At 56.1% G+C, this 25,971-nt stretch carries 27 protein-coding genes and 1 pseudogene; 10 read left to right on the forward strand and 18 right to left on the reverse strand.

Translation table 11 applies throughout. The annotated features are described in order from the left end of the window. Nucleotides 1–42 precede the first annotated feature (42 nt). Complete coding sequence (locus AO726_RS00690; protein WP_058066134.1) at nucleotides 43–1,185, reverse strand: glycerate kinase; 1,143 nt, start codon at nucleotides 1,183–1,185, stop codon at nucleotides 43–45. A gap of 146 nt (nucleotides 1,186–1,331) precedes the next feature. Between AO726_RS00690 and AO726_RS00695 the strand changes: the two genes are divergently transcribed. Next, nucleotides 1,332–1,565 (forward strand): hypothetical protein, encoded by a 234-nt coding sequence (locus tag AO726_RS00695; protein ID WP_058066135.1) that lies wholly within the window; start codon nucleotides 1,332–1,334, stop codon nucleotides 1,563–1,565. Between the two features lie 53 nt (nucleotides 1,566–1,618). Here the strand turns inward: AO726_RS00695 and pdxH are convergent, their stop codons facing one another. From pdxH to dinG, 5 genes are all read right to left on the reverse strand, one after another. After that, the gene (gene pdxH, locus AO726_RS00700; protein WP_058066136.1) at nucleotides 1,619–2,266 is read right to left on the reverse strand and encodes a pyridoxamine 5'-phosphate oxidase; all 648 of its coding nucleotides are present in this window, start codon (nucleotides 2,264–2,266) and stop codon (nucleotides 1,619–1,621) included. Nucleotides 2,267–2,344: 78 nt separating this feature from the next. After that, nucleotides 2,345–2,929, reverse strand: coding sequence for an OmpA family protein (locus AO726_RS00705; RefSeq protein WP_241492033.1), 585 nt, complete (start codon nucleotides 2,927–2,929; stop codon nucleotides 2,345–2,347). Between the two features lie 222 nt (nucleotides 2,930–3,151). Continuing rightward, complete coding sequence (locus AO726_RS00710) at nucleotides 3,152–4,297, reverse strand: serine hydrolase domain-containing protein (protein WP_058066138.1); 1,146 nt, start codon at nucleotides 4,295–4,297, stop codon at nucleotides 3,152–3,154. 71 nt (nucleotides 4,298–4,368) lie between these two features. Next, the gene (locus tag AO726_RS00715) at nucleotides 4,369–6,555 is read right to left on the reverse strand and encodes a beta-agarase (protein WP_446737407.1); all 2,187 of its coding nucleotides are present in this window, start codon (nucleotides 6,553–6,555) and stop codon (nucleotides 4,369–4,371) included. A gap of 137 nt (nucleotides 6,556–6,692) precedes the next feature. Continuing rightward, the gene (gene dinG, locus AO726_RS00720; protein ID WP_058066139.1) at nucleotides 6,693–8,837 is read right to left on the reverse strand and encodes an ATP-dependent DNA helicase DinG; all 2,145 of its coding nucleotides are present in this window, start codon (nucleotides 8,835–8,837) and stop codon (nucleotides 6,693–6,695) included. A 108-nt stretch (nucleotides 8,838–8,945) separates the two neighbouring features. Between dinG and AO726_RS00725 the strand changes: the two genes are divergently transcribed. Then, complete coding sequence (locus AO726_RS00725) at nucleotides 8,946–9,410, forward strand: CopD family protein (protein WP_058066140.1); 465 nt, start codon at nucleotides 8,946–8,948, stop codon at nucleotides 9,408–9,410. 46 nt (nucleotides 9,411–9,456) lie between these two features. Here the strand turns inward: AO726_RS00725 and AO726_RS00730 are convergent, their stop codons facing one another. From AO726_RS00730 to AO726_RS21365, 3 genes and pseudogenes are all read right to left on the reverse strand, one after another. Continuing rightward, the gene (locus AO726_RS00730; RefSeq protein ID WP_058066141.1) at nucleotides 9,457–10,218 is read right to left on the reverse strand and encodes a hypothetical protein; all 762 of its coding nucleotides are present in this window, start codon (nucleotides 10,216–10,218) and stop codon (nucleotides 9,457–9,459) included. Beyond that, nucleotides 10,154–10,543 carry a DUF1145 domain-containing protein gene (locus AO726_RS21550; RefSeq protein ID WP_082629019.1) on the reverse strand — a complete coding sequence of 130 codons (390 nt, stop codon included), beginning with the start codon at nucleotides 10,541–10,543 and terminating at the stop codon, nucleotides 10,154–10,156. The genes AO726_RS00730 and AO726_RS21550 overlap by 65 nt, the downstream gene beginning before the upstream one ends. A 192-nt stretch (nucleotides 10,544–10,735) precedes the next feature. Beyond that, nucleotides 10,736–11,089 (reverse strand): annotated as a pseudogene (locus tag AO726_RS21365) (OmpA family protein); the annotation flags it as partial. A 433-nt stretch (nucleotides 11,090–11,522) separates the two neighbouring features. On the opposite strand from AO726_RS21365, the gene AO726_RS00745 reads away from it, so the two are divergent. Together AO726_RS00745 and AO726_RS00750 are read left to right on the forward strand one after the other, a co-directional pair. Beyond that, nucleotides 11,523–12,020: a DUF6231 family protein gene (locus tag AO726_RS00745; RefSeq protein ID WP_058066143.1), complete on the forward strand. Its 498-nt coding sequence runs from the start codon at nucleotides 11,523–11,525 to the stop codon at nucleotides 12,018–12,020. A 4-nt stretch (nucleotides 12,021–12,024) separates the two neighbouring features. Continuing rightward, the gene (locus tag AO726_RS00750; RefSeq protein WP_058066144.1) at nucleotides 12,025–12,495 is read left to right on the forward strand and encodes a YchJ family protein; all 471 of its coding nucleotides are present in this window, start codon (nucleotides 12,025–12,027) and stop codon (nucleotides 12,493–12,495) included. A gap of 40 nt (nucleotides 12,496–12,535) precedes the next feature. Here AO726_RS00750 and AO726_RS00755 read toward each other — a convergent pair whose 3' ends face one another. Next, nucleotides 12,536–13,108 carry a hypothetical protein gene (locus tag AO726_RS00755; protein WP_058066145.1) on the reverse strand — a complete coding sequence of 191 codons (573 nt, stop codon included), beginning with the start codon at nucleotides 13,106–13,108 and terminating at the stop codon, nucleotides 12,536–12,538. Nucleotides 13,109–13,219: 111 nt separating this feature from the next. Here AO726_RS00755 and AO726_RS20820 point away from each other — a divergent pair, with 111 nt between their 5' ends. The 4 genes from AO726_RS20820 to AO726_RS00775 all read left to right on the forward strand — a co-directional run bounded on the left by AO726_RS20820 (nucleotide 13,220) and on the right by AO726_RS00775 (nucleotide 17,034). Further along, nucleotides 13,220–13,711 (forward strand): LEA type 2 family protein, encoded by a 492-nt coding sequence (locus AO726_RS20820; RefSeq protein ID WP_082629020.1) that lies wholly within the window; start codon nucleotides 13,220–13,222, stop codon nucleotides 13,709–13,711. Nucleotides 13,712–13,717: 6 nt separating this feature from the next. Further along, entirely contained in the window at nucleotides 13,718–13,912 is a 195-nt protein-coding gene (locus AO726_RS20825) for an SEC-C metal-binding domain-containing protein (RefSeq protein WP_082629021.1), read from the forward strand. Nucleotides 13,913–13,919: 7 nt separating this feature from the next. Continuing rightward, nucleotides 13,920–14,381, forward strand: coding sequence for a DUF2489 domain-containing protein (locus tag AO726_RS00770; protein WP_058066147.1), 462 nt, complete (start codon nucleotides 13,920–13,922; stop codon nucleotides 14,379–14,381). Nucleotides 14,382–14,496: 115 nt separating this feature from the next. Further along, the gene (locus tag AO726_RS00775) at nucleotides 14,497–17,034 is read left to right on the forward strand and encodes a penicillin acylase family protein (protein ID WP_058066148.1); all 2,538 of its coding nucleotides are present in this window, start codon (nucleotides 14,497–14,499) and stop codon (nucleotides 17,032–17,034) included. A gap of 52 nt (nucleotides 17,035–17,086) precedes the next feature. Here AO726_RS00775 and nagZ read toward each other — a convergent pair whose 3' ends face one another. Genes nagZ through AO726_RS00790 form a run of 3 tightly spaced genes read right to left on the reverse strand, consistent with a single transcriptional unit; the run spans nucleotide 17,087 to nucleotide 19,385 of the window. Next, complete coding sequence (gene nagZ / locus AO726_RS00780) at nucleotides 17,087–18,085, reverse strand: beta-N-acetylhexosaminidase (protein WP_177330535.1); 999 nt, start codon at nucleotides 18,083–18,085, stop codon at nucleotides 17,087–17,089. A 21-nt stretch (nucleotides 18,086–18,106) separates the two neighbouring features. Beyond that, a complete protein-coding gene (locus AO726_RS00785) occupies nucleotides 18,107–18,631 on the reverse strand; it encodes a L,D-transpeptidase (protein ID WP_058066150.1) in 525 nt (174 codons plus the stop codon). 46 nt (nucleotides 18,632–18,677) lie between these two features. Continuing rightward, nucleotides 18,678–19,385, reverse strand: coding sequence for a TetR/AcrR family transcriptional regulator (locus AO726_RS00790; RefSeq protein ID WP_058066151.1), 708 nt, complete (start codon nucleotides 19,383–19,385; stop codon nucleotides 18,678–18,680). A gap of 249 nt (nucleotides 19,386–19,634) precedes the next feature. On the opposite strand from AO726_RS00790, the gene lexA reads away from it, so the two are divergent. Further along, complete coding sequence (gene lexA / locus AO726_RS00795) at nucleotides 19,635–20,246, forward strand: transcriptional repressor LexA (RefSeq protein ID WP_058066152.1); 612 nt, start codon at nucleotides 19,635–19,637, stop codon at nucleotides 20,244–20,246. A 10-nt stretch (nucleotides 20,247–20,256) separates the two neighbouring features. Continuing rightward, nucleotides 20,257–20,730, forward strand: coding sequence for an SOS-induced cell division inhibitor SulA (gene sulA / locus AO726_RS00800; RefSeq protein WP_058066153.1), 474 nt, complete (start codon nucleotides 20,257–20,259; stop codon nucleotides 20,728–20,730). A 97-nt stretch (nucleotides 20,731–20,827) separates the two neighbouring features. Here the strand turns inward: sulA and AO726_RS00805 are convergent, their stop codons facing one another. The 5 genes from AO726_RS00805 to fadA all read right to left on the reverse strand — a co-directional run bounded on the left by AO726_RS00805 (nucleotide 20,828) and on the right by fadA (nucleotide 25,954). Further along, on the reverse strand, nucleotides 20,828–21,064 hold the full coding sequence (locus tag AO726_RS00805) for a hypothetical protein (protein ID WP_058066154.1): 237 nt from the start codon (nucleotides 21,062–21,064) through the stop codon (nucleotides 20,828–20,830). Nucleotides 21,065–21,142: 78 nt separating this feature from the next. Further along, nucleotides 21,143–21,661, reverse strand: coding sequence for a DUF6586 family protein (locus tag AO726_RS00810; protein WP_058067054.1), 519 nt, complete (start codon nucleotides 21,659–21,661; stop codon nucleotides 21,143–21,145). 69 nt (nucleotides 21,662–21,730) lie between these two features. Beyond that, nucleotides 21,731–24,340 carry a type I DNA topoisomerase gene (topA, locus tag AO726_RS00815; protein ID WP_058066155.1) on the reverse strand — a complete coding sequence of 870 codons (2,610 nt, stop codon included), beginning with the start codon at nucleotides 24,338–24,340 and terminating at the stop codon, nucleotides 21,731–21,733. A 123-nt stretch (nucleotides 24,341–24,463) separates the two neighbouring features. Beyond that, nucleotides 24,464–24,700, reverse strand: coding sequence for a DUF1653 domain-containing protein (locus tag AO726_RS00820; RefSeq protein ID WP_058067055.1), 237 nt, complete (start codon nucleotides 24,698–24,700; stop codon nucleotides 24,464–24,466). A gap of 78 nt (nucleotides 24,701–24,778) precedes the next feature. Further along, nucleotides 24,779–25,954: an acetyl-CoA C-acyltransferase FadA gene (fadA, locus tag AO726_RS00825; protein WP_058066156.1), complete on the reverse strand. Its 1,176-nt coding sequence runs from the start codon at nucleotides 25,952–25,954 to the stop codon at nucleotides 24,779–24,781. Nucleotides 25,955–25,971 lie beyond the last annotated feature (17 nt).

Below are 25,971 nucleotides of genomic sequence, written 5' to 3' on the forward strand. Positions count from 1 at the left end.
TACCCGACTTACTGCGACCTTAAGCCATCGCCCGGATACTGTTTAAACAGGCTGATACCCGGCAATTTTCCATAACCGGGCAATATCGCTGGCACGGGCTTGAAGCTCGTACTCAGCATCTGCGCAGGCCTGCTCCAGCGTCATCGGGCCGGGTACCACACTGAAGGCGGCCACAACTCCTGCCTGATACATCTGCTGATAGCCCTCTCCTAAACTGCCAGCCAGAACCACAACCGGAATTCCATGGGACTGCGCCAATTTGGCAACACCAACCGGGGTTTTGCCGTGCAAGCTTTGAGCGTCGAAACGCCCTTCACCCGTGATAACCAGATTAGCTCCGGCCATGGATTGCGCCAGACCGGTTAGTTCGGTCACCAATTCGACACCCGGACGGAAGCAAGCGTTCAAAAAAGCCCGCGCAGCAAATCCCAAACCGCCCGCTGCCCCCACGCCTGGTTCCTGACTGAAGTCTTTACCCAGATCAGTAGCCACAACCACAGCCAGTTGCCGCAACGCATCATCAAGCTGTTCTACTTGGGCGGCCGATGCCCCCTTCTGCGGACCGAATACCGCAGACGCGCCGTACGGTCCGCACAATGGATTATCGACATCAGCAGCAACCTGCACGCTGACATCAGCCAGACGCGGATCAAGACCACTGCGATCAATCCGATGCAGCCCCGACAACGCCGCGCCTCCGTGCGCGAGCGTCTGGCCCTGCGCATCGAGAAAGCGCACCCCAAGCGCACGTAACAAGCCGGTCCCGCCGTCGTTTGTCGCACTGCCACCCAGGGCCAGAATGATATGACGAGCTCCCGCATCCAGTGCAGCACTGATCAACTGCCCTGTGCCATAAGTACTGGTACGGCCAGGATCGCGCTGTTCAGGCGCAACCAGAGCCAAGCCACTGGCGGCTGCCATCTCAATCAGCGCTGTTCCACCGGGCAACCAACCCCAATGCGCGTCCACCGGCTTGCCCAGCGGCCCCTCCACAGTTGTAACCCGCCGTTCGCCCCCAATGGCTGAAAGCACAGCGTCTACCGTGCCTTCGCCACCATCGGCCATTGGTCGTAGAACAATCTCTGCCTGAGGAAATACCGCTTTCCAGCCCCGACCGATAGCCGCTGCAACCTGCGCGGCCCCTAGGCTTTCCTTAAAAGAGTCGGGGGCAATCACCACTTTCATCAACCACCTCATGCGCGTTGTTCATCCCTGAGTAGCCGGTGCAATTAATACAACACTGCGACGGCACAGCGGGCACTGCGACATTGCTGCGCCTTCAACCGCCAGCCAGACATGCCGTAAGCTACCGGGCTTGATTGGGGAGCGTTATGGATTATTTCATTGTTGTTATCACCACCGTCACGGGACTGTACTTCCACTGGTGGATTTATGTGCGCATAAAGCGCTGGATGGACCGCGACCTGGCGCTGTCTCATGCAGGAGAGTCGGCAGAGAAACGCGCGTATATGCTGGAACGTCTGCGAGAGGCTCAAGCTAAGAGGATCAAGCGCAGCGACCTGCCTGCATGGCTGCAAGAGGCCGCTGAGCACTATCGCGAATAAGCAATCACGGATAGCTAGCTGCGCAGCCGCTACCGCCGGCTGCGGGATCCCACTCAGGGAGCCAAGCGCTCCCGCTTCCACACGCCGGCTTCAAGACGATAATTGAGGCGATCATGCAAACGGCTAGCACGCCCCTGCCAAAACTCAATGCGCTCAGGTAGCAACCGGTATCCACCCCAGTGCGGAGGGCAATGAGGCGCTGTGTCGAGGAAACGCTGCTCAGTGTCGGCCAGCAGCGCTTCAAGCTCTGCACGACCGTCAATCACACGGCTTTGTGGAGAGGCCCAGGCTCCCAGGCGGCTGCCCAGCGGGCGAACCTGAAAGTAGGCATCAGACTCCTCAGCACTGACCTTCTCAACCCGGCCTTCGATGCGCACCTGGCGCTCCAGCGTCGGCCAGAAGAACGTCATAGCCGCGAAGGGGCTGCCAGCCAGGTGTTGCCCTTTCGCACTTTCGTAGTTGGTGAAGAAGGTAAAGCCGCGATCATCCAGCGCTTTTAGCAACAGGACACGACAATGCGGGCGACCATTTCCGTCAACGGTCGCCAGAGTCATTGCATTAGGTTCTACGGGGAGCTGCTCGGTTTTAACCGCATCGGCAAACCAGCTCTGGAAAAGCGCAAACGGCTCAAGTGGAGCATCTGCTTCACTCAAGCCGTCTCGGGTGTAGTCGCGGCGCATATCCGCCAATTTCTGAGTCATGGCACATCCTCCTGAATGTGCCTAGCTTAACCGCGAGCGCGCGATTTAGCTTGATCTGAGGCAATCCGCCTCAGTTCATTAACGAGTGACAGGCTTTTCGGCCTTGGCCACCGTCTTGGCATTTTTATCTGCGGCCTTCTTCACATCTGCTACCACTGCTGCCGGAGCCGCAGCCGGCTGGCTGTACTGGGCAATCAGCGCATTGAGAGTGTCTTTGGAGGTCAGCATGATTTCAACGCGGCGGTTAAGTGCACGGCCTTGCGCACTGTCGTTAGCAGCACGCGGTGCCACAGAACCCAGGCCGCGCGATGTCAGACGGTTCTGCTTGAGGCCACTCATGCGGAAAATGGATGTGAAAGCGCGGGCACGCTGTTCACTGAGTTCAAGGTTCGTTTTGGCATCGCCGCTGCTATCGGCGTGACCCAGAATCAGAACACCAATGGTGTCGTCACTCTCAACCATTTTTGCCATGCGAGTCAGCGGCCCGAGCATGGACGGCAGCATCATATTCGGACGATCAGGGTTAAACGCTCCCTGAACCGGCGCAGTGATCACCAGGATGTTTTCGCGACGCTCGTATTCAAAGTGAGTGCCTTTGATAGCCTCTTTAACTTTAGGTTCGTAGTCGTCAAGACGAGCCTGGGTCACGGCAGGCGGAGGCATTTTTACAACTTGCGGTTTTTCATCCTTCGAGTCTCCAAAACCCAGCGAACTCAATTTAAAGGAGCCTAAATCCATGGAGCTGCAACCGCTGACAAGCAGGCAGAGAGTGAGTGCGAGTGTTTTATAGGCTGGCATCATGAATTCACTATTAGAGAAAGAAGAAAGAATTTAAGACCTTAGGGCCAATACTTAATAAGTTGCCTAGCAGTTTAGCTGAGCTTTTTACAAACAGGCAGCTAGGATTTGCGCCAGTTTCTGTGCCCGAGGGTCCATCAAGACGAACGGTCCCAGATTGTTTGTCACAAAACCGAATGCAACGTCCCGCTCAGGATCAGCAAAACCGATTGAGCCACCTGCTCCCGGATGGCCGAACGCCTGCGGCCCCAAACCATAAGTTGCATTAGGTACATCAGGTTGGTCCAGCATGCAACCCAAACCGAAGCGAGTTGAGGTCATAAGTGTCTTGTCCTCACCTACCGCATGCTCGCGGGTCAGCTCGGTCAGCATGTCATTCTCCAGCAAGCTGCCATCAAGCAAGCCCGCATAGAAGCCTGCCAAACTGCGGGCATTACCATGTCCGTTCGCCGCAGGCTGCTGCATGCGCCGCCATTCGGGCTTGTTGGTGCTAGTCATTACCGATGGCGGATTAGTAAATGCACGCGTACTCATGGCCGCTGGCTGGCTCATGGTGACTTTCAGTAACCGCTGCGCCGCTTCGTCGCCCAGATTGCCTTTACCCCGGGTGATCACCGCAACCCGCTCAAACTCCTCATCAGCCAAGCCAACATGGAAATCCAGCCCCAGCGGCCTTGCCGTACGCGCCACAATCGACTCACCTGGCCCGCGCCCCTCAATCCGGCGCAACACCTCACCCACCAGCCAGCCGTAAGTGATTGGCGCATAGCCATGGCCAGTTCCCGGCGTCCACCATGGCTGCTCAGCGGCCAGCGCCGACGTCATAGTCTCCCAGTCGTAGAGGGCCTCAGGCGGCAGCAGATCATGCAATGCAGGCAAGCCCGCCTGATGACTCAACAGCTGACGCAGGGTGATTTTTTCCTTACCGGCGGCCGCAAACTCTGGCCAGTAACGGGCAATCGGAGCGTCCAGCTCCAACATACCTTCAGCAACCAGCTGCAGGGCTGTCACAGCGGTGAAGGTTTTGGTGCAGGAAAACAGATTCAGGATGGTGTCGCTGTGCCAGGCCTGCTGCCCCTCGCGGTCCATTACTCCGGCCCAGAGGTCGACCACGGTTTCGCCGCCCACCATCACACACAGCGCCATGCCACGTTCCTGAGGATTCTCAAACAGCGCCGCAAAAGCATCGCGCAACGCCTCAAAACGAAGATCAAAATAGCCCTGAATCTGCACTCACCTTACTCCTGTAATCTGTATGCCCTAAGGCACAACCGAAAACGACGCACGTTTCCGGGCACACTGCATCACGGTTTGGCAGCCGCCGTACCTTCAAGTTGCTGTTTTAAGGTCTGCACTGCCTGGCGGTTGCTGCGCTGCACCGACTTAACGAACTCATCCCACGGCCGGTCAGTTATGGCTACCAGCCCCAAATGGCCATTCTCGCCATCCAGTAGCCTTCCGGTCACTGGTTGATCGAGATACTGGAACCAGTGCACGCCCACAATCTGCGGCTCTTCTAGAGCCTTGCTGAGGAACTGGGCATACGCAGGACCGCGTTCAGCCTCTTTGTACACCTCACTCACTCCACCCCAGAATGGGCCTCGGTCGCGGGAACCAAAGTGAAACTCAGTGACCATCAAAGGCTTATCCAGCTTACGTAGCACCTCAAAGTCGTAACCTTGCTGCGGCTCACGGGTGTAGAAGTTGAAGCTGAGCACGTCACAGATGGCAGCGCAGGCGCTCACTGCCTCCGGAATGCTGCTGGCAAAGCGTCCGCCCAACAATAGATGGTTAGGCGCATGCCATTTAAGCGACTCAGAGATGGTTTTGAAGTAGGTCTGCGCATACAAGCTCAAAAAGGCCTGCATGTCTGCTTCAATGGCCGGATATTCAGGGCTTGGCAGCGGCGCTTCAAAGCCTGGGTCTTCCATCAGCTCCCAAGCCTGCAGCTGGATGCCCCAGGCCTTGGAGAGTCCATCCTGATTACGGTACTTATCCCGCAACTGTTTGAGGAAGGCGCGCTTGGCCGGAACGTCGGTGGTCAGGCGCAATGTCGAATAGGCCAACGCATAACGGCCATTGGGATCTTCAGCCGGCCCGGCCCAAGCAAGCTCATTATCGGCAAAGAAACCAATCAGCCAGGGGTTATCCCGCACATCCCGAGCGGCAATCGCCACAGCCCGCTCAGCCGCCATGGCAAAGCGCGGATCAAATGGGTCTGGCATTGCCCCCCACCAATCCACCCCGGTACTGATGGTGCTGAAATCCCCCCTGATCGACAGCGGCAGCGTAAAAGGCACTCGTGGATTTACAGCGAACTCCGGGTCACTCCAGTTGCCAATTGTATTGAACCCCCAAGCTAGCAGGCGATCCTGACTGCGTTGCCGCCACGCCAGCGGATCAAACTGACCATAAGTACGCTGCAGGTTGGCCGCATAAAAATCGAACCAGCGCCCCTTAGCAAAGGCCCTATCACGATTAGAGCCATTGCCGTCCTGGTGATCAGCCGAACCGTAGAATGCGGCCAGAGCCTCCCCTTCTTTAGGTAAGGCACTGAACATGGACTCACGGCCTTCGATGTAAGTAGCGTTCTGCCCACTGTTAACCGCATTGACGCCCAGGGAGAAAAACGGGTTGCCATCCGGCGTCACCAAAAACCAGCGGCCGTTACGTTTTTCCGTATGGAAAAAGCCGGTTTTGGTTAACGGAGTGTTCGTCTTCCAACCACCGTAAGCATCCAGCTCATCTCCCCGCACCAGAGTCTTCTGAAGCTGTAGGGCCTCTTCCGCAGCTGCCTGCTGCAACTGCTCGTCGCGCTGAATCTTGCCCGGCCAACGGCCATTCGTGTACTGACCGTAGGCGTCGACGATGCCTTGGTAGATGGCCACTTCAGGCGATTTGGGCTGCACTGCAACATGGCTGATCAGCACACTCTGCGCCGAATCTGGATTCGGCACCGACAGGCTCACGGAGCGCACCAGCGCTTTATCCAGCTCACCGTTCACCGATTCGGCCAACAACACTCGACGCCCATCGTATTGAACCGGCATCGGCACACCAGCACGCATGCCATGCCGCTGCGGCGACGTCTCATACAAGGGGATTAGCAGCGTTTGCGCGGGTCCCGCGCGCAGATTGAGGCGGCTTTTCAGCAACTGACCTGCACCACTTTCAATCTCAACATCCAAGGTCAGATCCCAGTCCATCGCGTTTTGAATCCGCACGCTAAGCGCTTCCTGGTCGGACCAGTCCCAGCTACCGCTCTGTGGCGTGAGGCGCAAAGTCGGCTGCTTGGCAGACTGAAAAACCACGCGCCGGAACACTTCACCACCCGGCGACTCCTCGCCCTTGAGATCGGGCAATTCCGCGTCCTGTGTGACAACCTGAACGACATCCAACGGCCGGACAAAGTTGAATAGCTCTTGCTTATCTTGGGCAGCAACGGCCGACGCACACCCCAACAACACCCACGCACATACATGCAACCGCAGTCTGAACTTCACGCAACAAACTCCCTCAAGCGCATACCTCATCCGCCACTGGCGCAAATGCAGTGATCAGGAACATGAAATGGCTGACCGCATTGTGCTCGCGGCGTTCACTGATTCGCCAGAGGATTCCCGTTGAATCAACTGATTTCGCGGCGAAACGGCGGTAGTGCATTGAGAATAGCCTTGCCATAGCGCTGCGTGACCATCCTCCTGTCGAGCAGCGTGATCACGCCACGGTCCGCCTCAGTACGCAACAATCGTCCGCAAGCCTGGACCAGTCGCAGGGAAGCATCCGGCACAGCAATTTCCATGAACGGATTACCACCACGCGCCTCAATCCACTCCGCCAGTGCCGCCTCGACCGGGTCATCGGGCACGGCAAACGGAATCTTGGCGATCACCACGTGCTCACAATAGGCACCTGGTAAGTCCACACCTTCGGCGAAACTGGCCAGCCCAAACAACACACTCTCCTCGCCGCTGTCGACTCGCGCCTTGTGCTTGTTCAGAGTTTCCTGTTTGGAAAGATTGCCCTGAATAAACACCCGTTTACGCCAGTCGCGTTCAAGCCCGTCGAACACGTCCTGCATTTGTTTACGCGACGAGAACAACACCAGCGTGCCCTTTGAACCGGCCACCAACGCTGGCAACTCACGAACAATCGCAGCCGTATGCCCAGGCACATCGCGAGGGTCTGCATTCAGATTAGGAATGCGCAGTACACCCGCGTCAGCATGGTGAAACGGGCTTGGTACCACCGCAGTCACCGCATTCTTTGGCAGCCCCGCGCGCATCCTGTAGCGGTCAAAACTACCCAGTGCGGTTAGCGTTGCAGAGGTCACCAGCACACCGTAAGCCACATTCCATAAGTTGCGGCGCAGGGTTTCAGCGGCCAGGATCGGGCTGGCATTGACCTCAATGTCGTACAGCGCGCCACTGTCCGCCAGGGTCAGCCAGCGGGCCATCGGCGCACTTTCATCCGGGTCTTCCGTAGTGAAGGCCAACCACAGTTCCCAATTGCCCTGAGCACGGGACAGCAAACTGCCAAACAGCGGGTACCACTCTTCGGCCTGATGGCTGGCAATGCCCACCGAACCCTCGCCATCCATTGCCTCCTTCAACAGGTCGGCAATACCCGTGTACAGATCCGTGAGTTTGGAAAAGCCCTTTTTCAGCTCCAGGCCCAGCTCAACCAGATGCTCCGGTACAACGCCTCCGGGAAAGCGGTGACGAGGCCGCTCACGCCCTTCCATATCCTCGCCAGCGCGGAAATCTGCCAATTGCTCACACGCCGCAAACATGAACTGCTGTTGTGTTTTGATCTCACGGGCCAGCTCAGGAATCTGCTCAATCAAGCGACCGAGATCACCGGGCAGCGGATTTTGCGCCAGGAGCTTTGTCAGGTTCTTCGCGGTCTGCTCAAGCCAGTCAGCGGTGGAGCGCAGCCGGGTGAAGTGGGCGAAGTGGCCGATGGCTTTGTCCGGCAGATGATGGCCTTCGTCGAAGACGTACAGTGTGTCGCGCGGGTCCGGCAGCACCGCACCACCACCCAGAGCCAAGTCAGCCAAAACCATGTCGTGGTTGGTGACTATCACGTCCACCTTGCCCATGCCTTCACGGGCTTTGTAAAAGGTGCATTGCTGGAAATTCGGACAATGACGCCCGGTACACTGGCTATGATCCGTAGTCAGCTGCCCCCAGCGCGCGTCATCCAGCTCTTCCGGCCAACTGTCACGGTCGCCATCCCATTTATTGCCCGCCAGCTTTTCGATCATGACGTTGAACAGCTTCTGGCTCTGCTCGTCCACGTCGATCTTGAAGCCTTCCTCCTCAAACAGTTGCGCAGTCGCGCTCTGCGCCTGGCCTTCCTGCAGCAGGAGGTCAAGTTTGGACAGGCATAGGTAGCGCCCGCGCCCTTTAGCCAGGGCAAAGCTGAAGCTGAGACCGCTGTTACGCATCAGATCCGGCAAGTCCTTATGGACGATCTGCTCCTGCAGCGCCACGGTGGCAGTGGCGATCACCAGCCGTTTACCGGCTGCCTTGGCAGTCGGAATGGTTGCCATACTGTAGGCCACCGTCTTACCGGTGCCCGTCCCCGCCTCCACCGCGACAACTGCCGGTTCGCCAACCCGGCGACCTTCATCATCGGTTTGAATGGTGCCCAGTACCTTGGCGACTTCGGCAATCATCAAACGCTGGCCGTAACGAGGCTTGAGCGACTTGGCTTCAAGGAAACGGCTATAAGCGCCTTGAATCTGGGATTTTAGTTCGGGACTGAGCATGAAATACGCGACGCGGGAGGCTGGATAAATTTTCAGTGTCTGAAATCGGCGGCTATGATAGCGCGCTAATTGATAACGCGCTGAACCGCTTACCTCAGAGGAACCTTCATGACTCCATATGCCATGTCTTACAGCCTGCATGTACTCGCCGCCCTAATCTGGGTCGGCGGCATGTTCTTCGCCTGGATGGTACTGCGCCCAGCTGCCGTCAGCGCTTTGGAGGCTCCCTCGCGCCTGAAACTATGGCTGGCAGTATTCCCGCGTTTCTTCTATTGGGTGTGGGCTGCAGTTATCGTGCTGCCGGTAACGGGTGTCGGCATGATGCACTTGTCGTTCAAGGGCTTCCACGGCGCTCCGCGTTATGTACACATCATGATGGGGTTGTATTTGGCGATGCTGGCGCTTTTCCTGCGCATACAGGTACTTCAGTTGCCAGCATTGCGCCGCGCGGTTGAAGCCGAGAACTGGCCTGCCGGTGGTGAAGCGCTGGGGAAAATTCGTCGCTTGGTCGGCACCAATCTGCTGCTCGGCCTGTTGTTGGTGGCCATCGCTGCTGCGCGCCCCAGCTTCTGACAGAACAAGCCCGCTAAGCGATTAACATCGTTTAGCGGGCCCGCACTCAAAACTGAACAATATCGACTTGCCCGTCAGCCCCCGAAGAGCCCGGTTGACCACTCTGCCCCGGTTTACCGGCAGCGGCAGCTGAAGTGCTATACACCAGGCAACCCTTACTGGCCCCGCCCTTACCCGCCTCACCAGCTTGGCCTGGCTCACCGCCGGCGCCACCGGCTACCAAGACCCGGACCTGCTCAAGCGGATAGCTTTCAGGCACTTCAACTCTAACCTTAGCCCCCGCTCCGCCCGGCTGACCATCGCCGCCATCCAACCCATCATGGCCTTTACTGGCCTGGCCCCAGGTGCACCCACCTGGTTTGCCATCAGCACCGGCAAGCCCTGCATACCCGGGCGCACCTTTGCCGCCACGAGCATCTACAACCAGCTCACCCTCAGTGATTTCATTCAGACGCAGAGTGAGGCTACGCCCTGCTGTCGCAGGCTTCGTGTAAGTACCCTGCGCGCCTCGTGCGGAAATCAGCGCATTGTTACCCAACGTCGCGCTGTCGACTTGCAAGCGGACCGGACTCTCTCCTGGTGCAATCGATAAGTGCGCCTGCTGACCAAGGATCAGTTGGCCAATCTGAATTTCCGTGAGTCCAGCTGGGATCAGAAGCGTGCCGTTATCAGCCACTTCCAGGCGATCCACATTCAGCGCGCTGCCAACTGCAGGCAAACGCATCATTGAATTTGCGCTGACCTCAATTGCCGCCTGAGCCAGTGTCAGCGGGCTGAACAACAGTGCCAGCGCCAGGGTTTTCCGCATTTCCAGCCTCCTCCTTTATTTTTAGCTCCGGATCTACAGCCACTTCACCGGGCTGCTCAACCGCCACTGCTTTGTGCACAGGCAAGGCCAGCACATGAAACACACCAAACAGCACAACCTGCAGGCGCTGCCATGAAGATCGGGGCGCAGCCTTTAACTGGCGATTAAAGATGCCAAGTTCCAGTACATGCAAGGCCAGCAAAGCTGCACCCGCAACGCGCAGCATCAACTCAAAAGGCTGAGCAAGCGGCTGATACAAATTGAATAGCACAACTCCCCAGAAGAGCAGCGTTATCAGTTTTCCAAGGAGCCAAAAGGTTTTCATAACACCAACTCAATCATCCAACTGGCCGAAACATTAACCGCTTTAGAACTGGCTCGCCAGCACAACACTAAACCCGACCGCCCCCCAACAGGGCGCTATTACAGCGCCCACACAGCTGGCTTTAATCAGACGAAATAAAAAAGCCAGCCCGGTATGGGCTGGCTTTGCTACGCAGCTAGAAGGGCCAGGCAATCAGGGGCGCGCCTCAACCTCAGCTTCTACACGGCGGTTAACCGCGCGACCTTCTGCGGTAGCGTTGTCGGCCACCGGACGGCTTTCGCCATACCCCACGGCACTGACACGGTCAGACGGCACGCCGTACTCGTTCACCAGCACATCACGTACTGCGCTGGCACGGCGCTCAGACAGGTTCTGGTTGTAGGCATCGCTACCAACAGAGTCGGTGTGACCTTCTACAACCGTGGTGGTTTGCGGATACTGGTTGAGCAGATCAGCCAGATTTTTGATTTCGCCATAGCTTTCCTGGCGAACTTGGGCTTTGTCGAAGTCGAATTTGACATCGAGCTCGACGCGAACAGGTTCAGCCTGCTCAACGACAACCTCTTGTTCAACTACTTCTTCAACCGCTACTGCAACCTGCTCTTCTGCCCCATGAACCCAGCAGTATGCAGCGGCCATACCAGCCCCCAGCGCGGCACCGCCGCCTGCCCACGCAGAACTTTCAATTGCCCCCAACGCAGCACCACCAACACCACCAACGACAGCGCAAGTCGGCCAATCTGTTTTCTGGATGCCGGCACAACCTGTCAACAAGCTACTGGCGGCGATCAGGGGTAATGCTTTCCTGATAATGCTCATCTGTGTGTCTCCTATTGGTAAATCGGCATAAAGCCGATACTGACGAAGTAAAGACCCCAGTTTTAAAATGCGCCAGACAATTACACATTCCGTACCAGTACACCTGTAGCAGATTGGTTTGCTACAGCCTGCCGGGCTTCTGAACCAAATAAGGAATCACATGCCAGCTCCTCAATCAGAGAGAACACCTCAACAAGCCTTAGCAGGGCTGCTGGCGCGCTACTCACCCGAACGCCTACTGCTCGTGGGAAGCCGCGACCTGCCGGCAATCGAGGCATTTGTTCAGGCATACCCAAAATGTCATATCGCCCATGCGGAAAGTGGGAAGTTGCCCGCAGAATTAGCGGGAAAACGGTACGATCTTGCCATTCTTGTTGACTGCCTTGAGCACATGCAGCGACGCGACGCCCTGCAACTTCTCGGCGGCATCCGCAACCTCAACGCGAGTCGCATGGCCGTACTGGTTGATCTGAAAGCCTGCGACTGGAAAGAAACGGATCTCTTCGCCCTCGCCCTGCAAGCCAGCGAACGCTTCCATCGAGGCGAACAGATCCTAACCCTGTTCACTTACGATCTACTCGATTACAAACAGGTACCGGACTGGCTCAACGCCAAGTTTTGGGCCAACCCGGAAAATTTTGGCAAGTACTGGTGGTAACCCCGTGAACAACTCAACCTGCCCCTGCGGCAGCCAGCTGACATTGAACACCTGCTGCGGCCGCTACCATGCTGGTACAGCCGCTCCGACAGCAGAAGCCCTGATGCGCTCGCGCTATAGCGCCTACACACTGGGACTGGTGGATTATCTGGTTACCACCACACTACCAGCGCAACAGTCTGGTCTTGACCGTGAGGCTATTCAAAACTGGAGTTTGGGCAGCACTTGGCTTGGTCTCGAAGTTGAGGACACAGCACTGATTGAGGGGGCACCGGCCCACGCCTGGGTCACCTTTACCGCGCAATGGCAGGATATAAGCGGTAAACAGAGCCACCGTGAACGCTCAGCATTTGTGGAGCACCAGGGGCGATGGTATTTCATCGATCCTACGGTAGACCTTAAACCTGGTCGCAATGACCCCTGCCCTTGCAGCAGCGGCCAGAAATTCAAGAAGTGCTGCTCGGCGTTCTTTTAAACCGACAAGCAGAGCCTCCGTGCTCTGCTTAGAATCTCAATCACTCTTGCAGCTTAAGATGTGTGATATCCGGTACCACGACCGACCCCACGCGCTTGAGCTCGCCCATGTCACTGCCGACAGGAGCCAGACTGAACTGGCTTAAATCTACTGCCGGGGCTTGCGCCTCAGGCTTAGCATCCTGCAAGTCGTTGCCCAAAGGAGCGATACCGAAATCCGGTGCATCGACATCACTGAATGCAGCCATGTACTCATCCCGGGGGGCGACTTTAAGCCGCCCTTGTTCGCCCTGCACCGTCGCAGCAGGCTGCGCAGCAAACGCAGCTACTGGTGCTGGTGCTGGTGCTGGTGCTGGTGCTGTCAACACGATCTCTTCGATCTGCGAGTCCATGTCCACCACCTCAACCAACGCACCGGCGCGTTCTAGGGCTACACGGTATTTTTCAGCGCCAGCTTCATCGAGGTTATTTTTGATCACAATTCTGCGGCCGGAAAACAGCAGCGCCAGTCGTTGCTCATCGGCCTGAAACAGCTTGGCCACATTAGCCTTTACTGTTTCGAGCTGAGCCCCCGGCACCAATTGCGCACTGAATGCAATTTCATAACGAGCCATCGTCACACTCCTGACCTAGTCTTGCGTCACTATGGTGCAGATTATTTCAACTAACAACAGCTTGCAGCTCCGTGCTTGCTTGTTACACTGAGTGGTCATCGGGGGGCTGCAATGTTTTCACAGGCAAAATCATTACAAATACTTAGCCTTGCACTATTACTTGGCCTATTCGGTGGGTTGGCTGGTTGTTCCTCTACTGGCGACCTGAAATCACCGGACATAACCCTACTCAACGTTGAAGTGGTCAGAGCCAAGCTCCTTGAGCAACGATTCAACCTCAAGTTCCGCATTGATAACCCCAACGGTTTCAGTCTACCCATCAGCCAGCTTGAATATCAGGTCACCCTGAACAATGTAGAGCTGACCAAAGGCGAAGCCGATATTTCCCTCAGCGTCCCGGCTCGCGGCCATCGAACCTTTACTGTTCCAGTGCGAACCAACCTCTGGCGTCATGTCCGCCAGGTGGTAAAAGCGCTTGAAGAGCCTGATCACCCAATCCCCTATCAGTTCAAAGGCTCAGTTAAAACCGGCTGGTTTTTTGGTCAACGCGTGCACATGACACGCAATGGCGAGATAATTCCCGGAGATTACATCCCGGAGTAACTTTGCATGAACCAGCATCACGTCCACGGCCCCGACTGCAACCACGATCACGACCACCATCACGATCATGGCCATGTCCACGGTCCTCACTGCAACCATGGTCCACAAGAGCCGGTGCGCAACGCACTGAAGGACGTTGGCCGCAACGATCCTTGCCCATGCGGCAGCCAGAAGAAATTCAAGAAATGCCACGGCGCCTGAGCTGCCGATGAACCCGCTCACACTGACTGCTCTCAGCCTGGCCGCATTCATCATTGTGGCCCTGGCGGGCTATGCGCTGCATCTCTGGCGTAAGGTCTGGATACAACAGCGTCAAAACAAAGAGGCCCAGCAAAGCCGAAAGATTCGGCTGCGCGGAGATTTGCAGATCCTCGCCAGCAGCCTGCTCGACGGCCAGCTGCCGCTTATCGAGGGCGCTATTCGGATCAAAGTCCTGCTCGATAATTATGATTTGGCGCTTAGCCAGAGCAGTCAGTGTGAAATCTTTCAGCGTCTTTATGGCGCTACCGCCCACATCCCAACCCACCAGGGTTGGAAGGCACTCAGCCGCGAACAACACGCCGATTACGAGGCGCTATTTGCACAGCTGCAAGCCCAACATGAACAGGCCGCACATACAGCCGCACGCTGGCTGCTCGAGCACCTACCCAACCCCCACAATAAGAGCTGAACTGTCGCTTCAACGCCTTGTCAGCCTTGGCTGAGCTGGCTAACGTACGCCATCCAGCCATACACGCCTAAACTGTAACCAACTTATTGATCACGCCCGGTAAGGAGCCAGCTGCATGCTAGCGCGCGCATTTCGTCCAATAGCCTGTGTAAGCCTAGCGGCCATTGTGACCGCATCGATTTCACTTACCGGTTGCCAATCATTTCTCAACAGCCGTTACAGCGACAGTGTCCACCCGGATCAGGGCATTGTGAAAATCAAAGGGCTGGCCAACAGTGTAGTCGTGCGTCGCAACCCACTTGGTATGCCACTGATTGAAACCACCACATTCCACGATGCGCTCTTTGCACTGGGTTATGTGCATGCCAGCGACCGTCTAAGCCAAATGGTCGGCATGCGCCTGATGGCCGAAGGCCGCCTGGCCGAAATGGCAGGTCCAGGCGTGCTGGACATTGACCGGTTTATGCGCTCCGTCAACCTCCGGCAGAGTGCCGAGGTGCTCTACAAAAATGCCACACCTCGCTTGAAACAATTCTTTGAGGTGTATGCCCGCGGCGTAAATGCCTACCTCTTCCGCTACCGCGACAAACTACCAATGGACCTAGCTGAGGCGGGTTACCGTCCGGCTTACTGGAAGGCAGAAGATTCGGTGCTTATCTTCTGCCTGATGAATTTCGGTCTATCGGTCAATCTGCAGGAAGAAGTTGCAGCACTGGTGCTCTCACAAAAGGTCGGCGCAGACAAAGTTGCCTGGCTGCTACCAACCTATCCTGATGAGCCCCTGCCTTTTGCTGAAGCGGAAAAGCTCAAAGGGCTTAATCTCACTGGCCAATTAGCCGGGCTTTCTGGCCTGAACCAAGCCGTCAGCCAATTTGCCGACGCCCATATGCTCGGCGTTGCCGCGTCCAACAACTGGGCCTTCGCCCCGGCTAAAACCCGTAGTGGCCGCAGCATTGTTGCCAACGACACCCACCTTCCCCTCTCCATGCCTTCAGCTTGGAACTTTGTACAAATCCGCTCGCCGAAATTTAACGCTGCCGGTGTTTCGATTGCCGGGGTTCCAGCAGTTGTCGCTGGCTTCAATGGCAAGCTGGGCTGGGGCATGACAATGGTCATGGGGGATACACAAGACCTCTACCTGGAGCAGGTGCGCCGTGAAAATGGGCGCTTGTACTACCTGGCAGATGGCAAATGGTTGCCTGTTAAAGAGCGTCAGGAAACCTTCTTCATTAAAGGTGAGCGGCCAATCCGCGAGACTATTTTTGAGACCCGCCACGGCCCGCTGCTGAACTCAGTGCTGGGCGAGCGCAAACACATGCTACAACCGCTGCCGCTGAACAGCGGCTATGGGGTTGCTTTAAAAACGCCAGAGATGAATGGCGATAAAACCCTGGATGCAATGTTCGATCTATCCCGCGCACAGTCCGTGGAACAAGCCTTTGAGGCCACCCGTGAGGTCCGCGCCATCCCGCTCAATATTGTCTTCGCCGACTCGGAGCACATTGGCTGGCAAGTCACCGGGCGCTATCCCAACCGTCGAGCAGGTCTAGGCCTGATGCCATCACCCGGCTGGAACAGCGAATATGAGTGGGATGGCTACGCCGACCCTATGCTGCATCCCTATGATCAGGACCCACCCCAAGGCTGGCTGGGAACAGCCAACCACCGCACCGTGCCCAAAGGGTATGGCATGCAACTGTCCAACTCCTGGTTCTACCCGGAACGAGCTGAGCGTATTGAGCAGTTGGCAAACAGTGGCCGCCATGACACTCAAAGTTCAATCGCCATGCAGTACGATCAAACCTCGCCGTTTGTGGCCAAACTGCAGCGCATGTTCAGCGCACCAGGCATGGCAGAAAGCCTGAAAGCGTCTATTGATGCTCTGCCCCTGGCAGAACGCCACAAAGCCCAAGAGGCGCTGAGCCGTATCAGCAAATTTGACGGCAGAATGTCTGCAACTTCAGCAGATGCAGCGCTTTACAGCGCCTTCCTGTATCAAAGTGCCCGCGACACCTTCCTCGACGAACTCGGACCGGACACAAGTCCAGCCTGGAAGGCACTGGTCGACACAGCCAATAGTTCCTACTCCGCGCAGGCGGATCACCTGCTGGGCCGTGAAGACAGCCCCTTCTGGGACGACACCCACACCGCGCAAAAAGAAGACAAACCCGCCATTCTCGCCCGCAGTCTCGCGGGTGCAGTAACGCTGCTGGAAAATCGCCTCGGCGCTGACCGCAGCGCCTGGCAGTGGGGCAAGCTGCACACGTATACCTGGGCAAGCGACTCGAGCAAACTAGCCCCATCCCTCAGCTCCAGCCAGCGTGCAAGCATTAACGCCATCAAAGGCTATCTGGATCGTGGCCCCTATGCTGCTGGAGGCGACCACGGCACCCTCAACGTAGCTGCTTACGAGTGGGGCGACAACTTCGACACCTGGCTGATTCCAGCCATGCGCATCATTGTCGATTTCGGCCGTGCAGAGCCCATGATCGGACTTAACAGCTCAGGCCAGTCTGGCAACCCTGCCAGCAAACATTACGCAGACGGGATTGATGCCTGGCTCAAAGGTAGCTACATGAGTTTTCCTTTCCGCTCAGAAAACCTCGACAAGACCTATGGCAGCCGCCGCCTACTCCTCACCCCGGATAAATAGTCTGACCAATAAATCAAAGGGCGCTCTAGGCGCCCTTTGATTTGATCAACCCTCACACAACTAAGTGTGCTTCCCGCAGCCGGGAAATGGCCTGCAACCAGCGCGGGTCACTCTTATAATCAATCCCCGGAAACGCCTGCCTACGCATACGCGCAAGCCCTTGTGGCGGTGACACCTTGAGTCGCTGCATCGCACTGAGCGCCAATTCTGCTGAGGCCCGATCGTTACACACAAGCCCCATATCGCAACCGGCCAACATAGCCGCCTCAATACGACTGGCCGCATCCCCCACCACATGAGCACCGGCCATGGACAGGTCATCACTGAAGATCACCCCGTTGAAGTTCAACTCGCCACGCAGAATCTCTTGCAACCAGCGGCGCGAAAATCCTGCAGGCTGACTGTCAACCTGCGGGTAGATGACATGGGCCGGCATCACCGCTGCCAGTTGCTGGCTTAACTTGGCGAATGGCTGCAGATCGACAGCACGAATCTGTTCCAGGCTGCGCTCATCGACCGGAATTGCAACGTGAGAGTCTGCTTCAGCCCAGCCATGCCCTGGGAAGTGCTTACCTGTGGCTGCCATGCCTGCAGCATTCATCCCACTAATGAAGGCACCGGCCAATGCAGTCGCCCGCTGCGGATCACCTTCAAACGAGCGCGTACCGACCACTGCACTACGTTGATGATCGAGATCCAGCACCGGAGCAAAACTCAAATCAAGGCCAACCGCCAATACCTCGGTTGCCATCACCCAACCGCACAACGCTGCGAGTTCTTCCGCGTTGGGGTTATCCGCCAACGCACGCATAGCTGGGATGCGCACAAAGCCGTTACGCAAGCGTTGCACCCGGCCACCCTCCTGGTCCACTGCCAGCAAAACATCAGGACGGACAGCACGGATAGCCGCAGTCAGCTCACGCACCTGACGCGGATCCTCAATATTGCGCGCAAACAGAATCAGGCCAGCCACTTCAGGCTGACGCAGGATCGCTCGATCCTCTGCAGTCAGCCATGTCCCAGCGATGTCCAGCATCAGAGAGCCTTGCAGGGTTACACTCACAGGAATTCCTTATTCAAGCGCTGCGGCCGCCCATTGCGGGCAGGCTGCTTCTTCAATTTGCACGGCACAATGTGCCGGAACTCGGTCGTACAGCTCAATTAACGCATCATTACGCAGACGCACACACCCATGAGACAGAGGCACGCCCATTGGCTCAGTGTCCGGTGTCCCATGCAGATAGATATAACGGCGGAATGTGTCCACATCGCCCAGTCGATTACGCCCCGGCTCACAACCACTCAACCAGAGAATACGCGACAGAATCCAGTCACGCCCCGGGTATTGAGCATGCAGCTCGGGCGACCAAACTTCACCTGTCCAGCGCCGCCCACGCAACACCGCACCAGCGGGCAAACTGCCGCCAATCCGTGCACGGACTTGAAAGCGACCACGAGGCGTACAGCCAGAGCCATTCTTCTCGCCCACGCCATTGAGCGCAGTAGAAACGGCAGTACGAAAGGTCAATACACCATCGGCAAAGCCATAAAGCTGCTGATCAGCGATTGAAATATGGAGTAGATCGAGATTAGGCATGGCGGCTAGCTTAACGGATCAAGCCAAGCTAGCCCATCCACGCGTGTCAGACTTTCCCGGTCTGTACAGCAACTTTATTACGCGGCTTGAGTTGCGCATTGGCCAGCTGCTCATCGTTCAAAGCAGTATCAGAACGCATTCCGGCTGCCAGGAATGGCACCATTAGGCGCATGACCTGCTCAATTGAGGTGTTCACACCGAAATCGTTTTCGGACATAGCCCGTAGCGCTTTGATGCCAGACATACTGAAGGCCGCAGCACCAAGCATAAAGTGCACGCGCCAGAAGAGCTCCAAAGGCGGAATACGCGGAGCCGCCTCATGGACAAGAAGCATGTAACGGCGGAACACCTTGCCATAAACCTCCTCAAGGTATTTGCGCAGGTGCCCCTGACTCTGGCTGAACGCCAACCCCAGCAAACGCATGAATATGGACAAGTCATTACCGCTGCGCGGTTTCACCGAAAGCGCTTGTTCAACCAACAGCTCAAGCAAATCCTCAAGGCTCAGCTTGCACTCAGGCTTGGCTTGCCGACGATCCAGCTCTCGCTCTAGGCTGACACAAAATGGCCCGAGGAAACGGGAAAATACCGCCTGAATCAGCGCCTTCTTAGAGCCGAAGTGATAGTTCACCGCGGCAAGGTTCACCCCTGCCTTGCTGGTTATCAAACGCAGCGAAGTCTCAGCGAAGCCTTTCTCTGCGAAAAGCTGTTCTGCAGCATCAAGAATACGTTCGACAGTTTCCGACTGGGCCATAAAATATCATCTAGCAAACACTTGTTTGAAACATACGTTTCAGTTAATGGGATTGTCAAGCCAACCCGCCGTTTCACTGCTAAATCGACAATTTTACTCTAAGCAAAATAGACGATCAGATCACATTACAAGTTACACAGAACGCCCGTGCTTATTCAGGACGGAACAGTAGCCAGGAATGAAGGAGGATTGCCAACAAGCCAATACTGTATATAATCCCAGTCACTGTACAAAAAGACAGAGATGACCATGCTAAAACTGACGCCACGCCAGGCGGAAATTCTCGCCTTTATCAAGCAGTGCCTAGAAGACAACGGCTATCCCCCTACACGCGCAGAAATCGCTACAGCGCTGGGGTTCAAGTCTCCTAACGCAGCCGAGGAGCATCTCAAAGCGCTAGCCCGTAAAGGCGCAATCGAAATGACACCAGGCGCGTCTCGCGGCATTCGCATCCCGGGTTTTGAACCCAACAATAGCGATGAAGAAGGTTTGCCGGTAATCGGCAGGGTCGCTGCAGGCTCACCCATTCTGGCCCAACAGCACATTGAAGACTCCTGCAAGATCAACCCTGACTTCTTTCACCCTAAAGCCGATTACCTTCTGCGCGTGCGCGGCATGAGCATGAAAGATATCGGTATCTTTGATGGCGACCTCCTTGCTGTGCACACCACTCGCGAAGCCCGCAATGGCCAAGTGGTTGTAGCCCGAATCGATGACGAAGTGACAGTCAAACGATTCAAACGCGAAGGCAACACCGTTTGGCTAATTGCAGAAAACCCCGAGTTCGCCCCTATTGAGGTCAATCTGGAAGAACAGGACTTGGTGATCGAAGGACTAAGTGTCGGCGTCATCCGCCGCTAAAGGAGTCAGCATGCAGTTCCCGCTACCACTGAACCGCCCACAACTGCGACTGTTTGACAGCCTGTTCGCCTCCGCCGCCGCAGACTGGCTTGAGGATTCTGAAACCGAGCCAGCTGCCGACACACAGAGCTCATTCAGCGAAATTTCGCTACGCGGCTCAGCGGGACACTGCCTGACACTGCTTGCCCCTATACTCAAAACCCTCAGTGACAATCAAGACGAGCGCTGGCTTACGCTCATTGCCCCGCCAACCAGCCTGACCCACAGCTGGCTACGTCAGTCCGGTCTCAATCAAGAGAAAATTCTGCTGCTACGCCCTCGCGGCAGCCAAAGTTCACTAGCGCTGGCTGAGGAGGCATTAAAACTGGGGCGTAGCCATACAGTTATAAGCTGGTTACACCCATTACCAAGCCATGCACGCAACCAACTTGAGCGCGCAGCCCGTTCCGGCAAAGCTCAGAGCTTGAATATTAGCTTGGGCTAGTCAGGTGCTTGCAGTGGCAGGTACTACGCACTCATAGCGCCCCGTAACCTGCACTCGGCATTCAGTCTGAGCTGAAGGGCCCCAACGCACACAGCACTTAGTGCAAAACGCGCGGAGTTTCTTCTTCCTGTTGGAAGTTATTTTCGGCCAATCGGCCAGCCATCTGCACGCCTACATTAAGCATGGCTTTGGCAACCTCAAGGTGCTGACCTTGTAAAAATGCTTTGGCATCTGCGGAAAAATCCAGCACAACCAGAGACTCTTCATCCTCTGCACGACGCAATGCAATGCGTCCATCCGGCAGCTCGACAATTTCCAGAAATGACGTTGGCATTTGAAATAGCTCTCCACGAAAGGCCAATAGTGTACCAGCCAGATAGAGTCCCCCCTAGCCCGTCGGTACGCCCAAGCCTTACCACTCGCTTAAGGTTTGACGAAAACGCTGGGCCAGCCCCTTTAATTGCTGCCGCCACATTTCCAGCGTTTCATGATCAAGAAGCTGCTCAGCCTCATCCAGCGAAACCACACTGATCAGCGCTGCTGCCGGGTCCACCTTACCTTCTCGGGCAGGCTGCGGAGGTCTGAACATCTGGTTATAAGCTCTTAACAAGTTCGCCAGCCAGCTTTCAGGAGATTGAGCCAATTCAACCAGTTCTCCAAGCTCCTGACTCGGCGCAGCCTCAAGCACGTCCGGGCGCAAGAATGATTCTGCACGCGGCGCATCATACCCAGGCAAACGGTAATAACCTGCAATTTCATGGCATAGCCCAAGCAATGCGCCATACAGATGGAACAGAGCCGACTCGCGCTCTGCCTGTATCACCGCAAGTGCATTGAGATTATGCGCTTGCTCCGCCTTACGCCAAGACTCAAGAGCCAGGCCGGCATAAAAGATCTTTTGGTTGGTACGAGTATAGAGCTCTTGGGCCACGCTGGCATTCCCCACTACATAACTGAACACCTGAGTGCGCCTACCCATTTAGACGCACACGCCATCCCATTAACTCTTATCTTCGACTTTCCACTTACTGCCGTCATAGAACGCACGCCAGCCTGTAGGCTTACCATCTACCTCGGTCTGCACGTACTGCTCTTTAGTCTTGCGACTGTAGCGGACAACGGCAGGTCGGCCCTGACTATCTTTGGCGGGAGCATCGCACAGATAGTGGTATTTCGGATCAATCTCGTCGCGATGCGGAATCAACTCCAGCACCAGCGGCGCACGGGTTTCACGGTTTTTAGGGAACTGACTGGCCGCTAGGAAAAGCCCAGATGCACCGTCACGCAAAATGTAGGTGTCATCCACCTTTTCGCACTTCAGCTCCGGCATTTTTACCGGATCCATCTTCGGCGGTGCGGCCTCACCACTTTTCAGTAGTTTGCGGGTGTTTTTACATTCACTGTTAGTACAACCAAAGAACTTGCCAAAACGGCCAGTCTTGAGCTGCATTTCGCTGCCGCATTTATCACATTCCAAGCTCGGACCTTCATAACCCTTAATCCGGTACTGCCCTTGCTCGATCTCATAACCGGTGCAATCAGGGTTGTTACCACAGATGTGCAGTTTGCGACTCTCGTCCAGCAGGTAAGCATCCATCGCATTGGAACAAATCGGACAACGACGCTTGCCAAGCAGAACACGGGATTCAGACTCTCCCTCGTCATCCGCAGCAATCTCATCACCCGGCACCAAATTGACCGTAGCCTTACAACGCTCTTTAGGTGGCAACGCATAACCAGAACAGCCGAGGAACACGCCAGTAGATGCAGTTCGAATCGTCATCGGACGACCACACTCACGGCATGGAATATCGGTCATGGTTGGCGAGTTAGCGCGCATTCCGCTGTCGCTTGATTCTGCAGCTTCCAGCTTTTTCTTGAAATCTCCGTAGAACGCATCGAGCAGGTTCTTCCACTCGCGTTCACCTTGAGCAACATCGTCTAGATGCTCTTCCATGCGCGCGGTGAAACCATAATCCATCAGATTTGAAAAGCTCTCGCCCAATCGGTCAGTGACGATCTCGCCCATCTTTTCCGAATAGAAACGACGGTTATGCAAGGTTACGTAACCACGATCCTGGATGGTGCCAATGATGGCCGCATACGTCGAAGGACGACCAATGCCCCGCTTTTCCATTTCCTTGACCAGGCTGGCTTCAGAGTAACGCGCTGGCGGCTTGGTAAAATGCTGGCTGGGATCAAGCTTGAGCAACTTCAGTGCTTCACCCTGAGCCATTTCCGGCAGTACATCATCTTCGCCAGGCTTGCTCTGTTGCGGCAGCACGCGGGTATAGCCGTCAAATTTAAGAATACGACCCTTGGCACGCAGCTCAAACTTGCCTGCGGCCACTGTAACAGCGGTGGACAGGTATTCGGCGGGCGGCATTTGGCACGCCACAAACTGACGCCAGATCAGGTCATAAAGACGCTCAGCATCACGCTCCATACCCGATAGCTGAGTAGGCTTGAGGTTGACATCGGAAGGGCGAATCGCTTCGTGCGCCTCTTGAGCCCCTTCTTTGCTGCTGTAATACAGCGGTTTGGCAGGCAGGTACTTGCCCCCAAACTCTGACTCAATAAAGCCGCGAACCATGTTCAATGCATCGACCGACAAGTTGGTCGAGTCGGTACGCATGTAGGTGATGTAGCCAGCTTCATACAAGCGTTGAGCCATCATCATTGTTTTCTTCACACCAAAGCCCAGACGATTGCTCGCGGCCTGTTGCAAAGTTGAGGTAATGAAGGGGGCAGAAGGCTTACTGCTAGTGGGTTTGTCTTCACGCTTGCTGACGCTATAGGCGGATGACTTTAGCGCTTCCAGCGCGGCCATAGCCTGCGCTTCATTGAGCGGCTTAAATGCCTCGCCGTTTTCACGCACAACTTCGAAACGCACTTTATCGCCCCGCCCGCTGGCTAGGTCTGCGTGCATTTCCCAATATTCTTCCGGCACAAACGCACGGATTTCTTTCTCGCGCTCAACGACCAGCTTTACCGCAACCGACTGCACACGACCTGCGGACAGGCCACGGGCGATCTTAGACCACAGCAGCGGTGAGACCATGTAGCCCACGACACGGTCAAGGAAGCGACGCGCTTGCTGGGCATTGACGCGGTTGATATCCAGCTCACCCGGTTCAGAAAACGCGTCCTGAATGGCTTTCTTGGTGATTTCGTTGAACACCACACGCTTGTAGCGACTGTCATCGCCGCCAATGGATTCCCGCAGGTGCCATGCAATGGCCTCCCCTTCGCGGTCCAAGTCGGTTGCGAGATAGATGGTGTCAGCATCTTTGGCCAAGCGGCGAAGCTCGTCTACGACCTTCTCTTTGCCTGGGAGGATCTCGTACTTGGCCTTCCAGCCATGTTCCGGATCGACGCCCATGCGGGCAAACAACTGACGGCGGGCTTTTTCCTTCGGCGACAGAGCTGGAGCCTCACCGGCGGCAGCCTTGCCTCGTTTGGCAGGCTCTTTGGCAGCAGTGGCCGAGCCACTGGTAGGAAGGTCGCGGATATGACCGATGCTCGACTTCACCACGTACTGGCTACCCAGATACTTGTTGATGGTCTTGGCCTTGGCCGGGGATTCCACGATGACCAGCGATTTGCCCATGGATTGGAAAATTCCTGAAATTCGATAAATAAAAAGCGGGGGTGCAGTACAGATACTAATGCGGCACCGCTATATATAGTGGCGGTCCAGCCAAGGTCAAGTTCAGTGACTGATCGACATGACTCAAGACCGAGTCAATACAGAGGTTTCTGCTTGGATTAAAGCAAAACGCTGAACCAACTCTCCTTCGACCTCAACAGTACTGCAGAACATGTCCAACGGCCTCAGCCACAACCCGAACTCGCCATAGAGTGCCTGATAAACCACCATTGGCTCCTCTGTTTCTGTGTGACGCGCTACACCAAAGACACGATACTCGGGACCTTTGTAATGCCGATATAGACCAGGCTGGATCTGCAAGTCTGTACTCATCGAAACCTGTACTCATAAAAACAAAAACCGGGGCCAAGGCCCCGGTTACGTTTCTCACACCTGCAATTACAGGCGCTCGAAGACGGTGGTAATACCTTGGCCGAGACCCACACACATGGTGGACACACCCAAGGTGCCGCCATTCTGCTTCATCACGTTGAGCAGGGTACCGGAGATACGGGCACCGGAACAACCGAACGGGTGACCCAGCGCAATGGCACCGCCATGTAGGTTAACCTTCTCGTCCATCTTGTCGAGCACTTTGAGGTCTTTCAGTACAGGCAGAGCCTGGGCTGCGAAGGCTTCGTTGAGCTCGATAAAGTCGATGTCGTTGATAGTCAGACCTGCGCGTTTCAGAGCTTTCTGAGTCGACGGCACCGGACCGTAACCCATGATCGCCGGATCCACACCCGCCACAGCCATGGCACGAACAACGGCCATCGGCTGAATCCCCAGATCCTGAGCACGCTGGGCGCTCATTACGATCATGCAGGAAGCACCGTCAGTGATCTGTGAGGAAGTGCCCGCAGTCACTGTGCCACCTTTCGGGTTGAAGGCAGGCTTCAGAGCCGCCAAGCTTTCAACGGTAGTTTCCGGACGAATGGTTTCGTCGTAGTCGAAAACTTTCAGGAAGCCATTCTCGTCGTAGCCTTGCATCGGGATGATTTCATCCTTGAACTTGCCTTCGACGGTTGCCTTGTGCGCCAGACGATGAGAACGCTCACCGAAGGCATCCTGCTGTTCACGGGTGATACCGTGCATTTTGCCCAGCATTTCTGCTGTCAGGCCCATCATGCCTGACGCTTTAGCGGCATACAGGGACAGGTGCGGGTTCGGATCAACGCCGTGCATCATTCCGACGTGGCCCATGTGCTCCACACCGCCCACAACGAACACGTCGCCGTTACCGGTCTGGATCGCCTGCACAGCAGTGTGCAGAGCGCTCATGGAAGAACCACACAGACGGCTGACAGTTTGGCCAGCACTGGTGTGAGGGATCTGGGTCATCAGCGACGCCATGCGGGCGATGTTCCAGCCTTGCTCCAGGGTCTGGTTTACGCAGCCCCAGATAACGTCTTCAACTTCAGCCGGATCAACTTTGGTGTTGCGCTCCAGCAGCTTGCTGATCAGGTGCGCAGACATAGTCTCGGCACGGGTATTACGGTGCATGCCGCCCTTGGAACGACCCATCGGGGTACGACCGAAGTCGACGATCACTGCATCTCTAGGATTCAGGCTCATAAATTCACTCTCGCTCT

The sequence above is a fragment of the Pseudomonas sp. TTU2014-080ASC genome, assembly GCF_001446935.1.
In the GTDB taxonomy this organism is placed as follows: domain Bacteria; phylum Pseudomonadota; class Gammaproteobacteria; order Pseudomonadales; family Pseudomonadaceae; genus Aquipseudomonas.

Coding starts and splice junctions, on each gene's coding strand:
- fadA (WP_058066156.1), bottom strand. CDS start 25,954: ATGAGCCTGAATCCTAGAGATGCAGTGATCGTCGACTTCGGTCGTACC.
- lexA (WP_058066152.1), top strand. CDS start 19,635: ATGCTAAAACTGACGCCACGCCAGGCGGAAATTCTCGCCTTTATCAAG.
- AO726_RS00745 (WP_058066143.1), top strand. CDS start 11,523: ATGCCAGCTCCTCAATCAGAGAGAACACCTCAACAAGCCTTAGCAGGG.
- AO726_RS00755 (WP_058066145.1), bottom strand. CDS start 13,108: ATGGCTCGTTATGAAATTGCATTCAGTGCGCAATTGGTGCCGGGGGCT.
- AO726_RS00785 (WP_058066150.1), bottom strand. CDS start 18,631: ATGCCTAATCTCGATCTACTCCATATTTCAATCGCTGATCAGCAGCTT.
- dinG (WP_058066139.1), bottom strand. CDS start 8,837: ATGCTCAGTCCCGAACTAAAATCCCAGATTCAAGGCGCTTATAGCCGT.
- AO726_RS00695 (WP_058066135.1), top strand. CDS start 1,332: ATGGATTATTTCATTGTTGTTATCACCACCGTCACGGGACTGTACTTC.
- AO726_RS20825 (WP_082629021.1), top strand. CDS start 13,718: ATGAACCAGCATCACGTCCACGGCCCCGACTGCAACCACGATCACGAC.
- AO726_RS00705 (WP_241492033.1), bottom strand. CDS start 2,929: ATGCCTCCGCCTGCCGTGACCCAGGCTCGTCTTGACGACTACGAACCT.
- AO726_RS00805 (WP_058066154.1), bottom strand. CDS start 21,064: ATGCCAACGTCATTTCTGGAAATTGTCGAGCTGCCGGATGGACGCATT.
- topA (WP_058066155.1), bottom strand. CDS start 24,340: ATGGGCAAATCGCTGGTCATCGTGGAATCCCCGGCCAAGGCCAAGACC.
- AO726_RS21550 (WP_082629019.1), bottom strand. CDS start 10,543: ATGAAAACCTTTTGGCTCCTTGGAAAACTGATAACGCTGCTCTTCTGG.
- AO726_RS00725 (WP_058066140.1), top strand. CDS start 8,946: ATGACTCCATATGCCATGTCTTACAGCCTGCATGTACTCGCCGCCCTA.
- AO726_RS00790 (WP_058066151.1), bottom strand. CDS start 19,385: ATGGCCCAGTCGGAAACTGTCGAACGTATTCTTGATGCTGCAGAACAG.
- sulA (WP_058066153.1), top strand. CDS start 20,257: ATGCAGTTCCCGCTACCACTGAACCGCCCACAACTGCGACTGTTTGAC.
- AO726_RS00775 (WP_058066148.1), top strand. CDS start 14,497: ATGCTAGCGCGCGCATTTCGTCCAATAGCCTGTGTAAGCCTAGCGGCC.
- AO726_RS20820 (WP_082629020.1), top strand. CDS start 13,220: ATGTTTTCACAGGCAAAATCATTACAAATACTTAGCCTTGCACTATTA.
- AO726_RS00770 (WP_058066147.1), top strand. CDS start 13,920: ATGAACCCGCTCACACTGACTGCTCTCAGCCTGGCCGCATTCATCATT.
- pdxH (WP_058066136.1), bottom strand. CDS start 2,266: ATGACTCAGAAATTGGCGGATATGCGCCGCGACTACACCCGAGACGGC.
- AO726_RS00730 (WP_058066141.1), bottom strand. CDS start 10,218: ATGCGGAAAACCCTGGCGCTGGCACTGTTGTTCAGCCCGCTGACACTG.
- AO726_RS00690 (WP_058066134.1), bottom strand. CDS start 1,185: ATGAAAGTGGTGATTGCCCCCGACTCTTTTAAGGAAAGCCTAGGGGCC.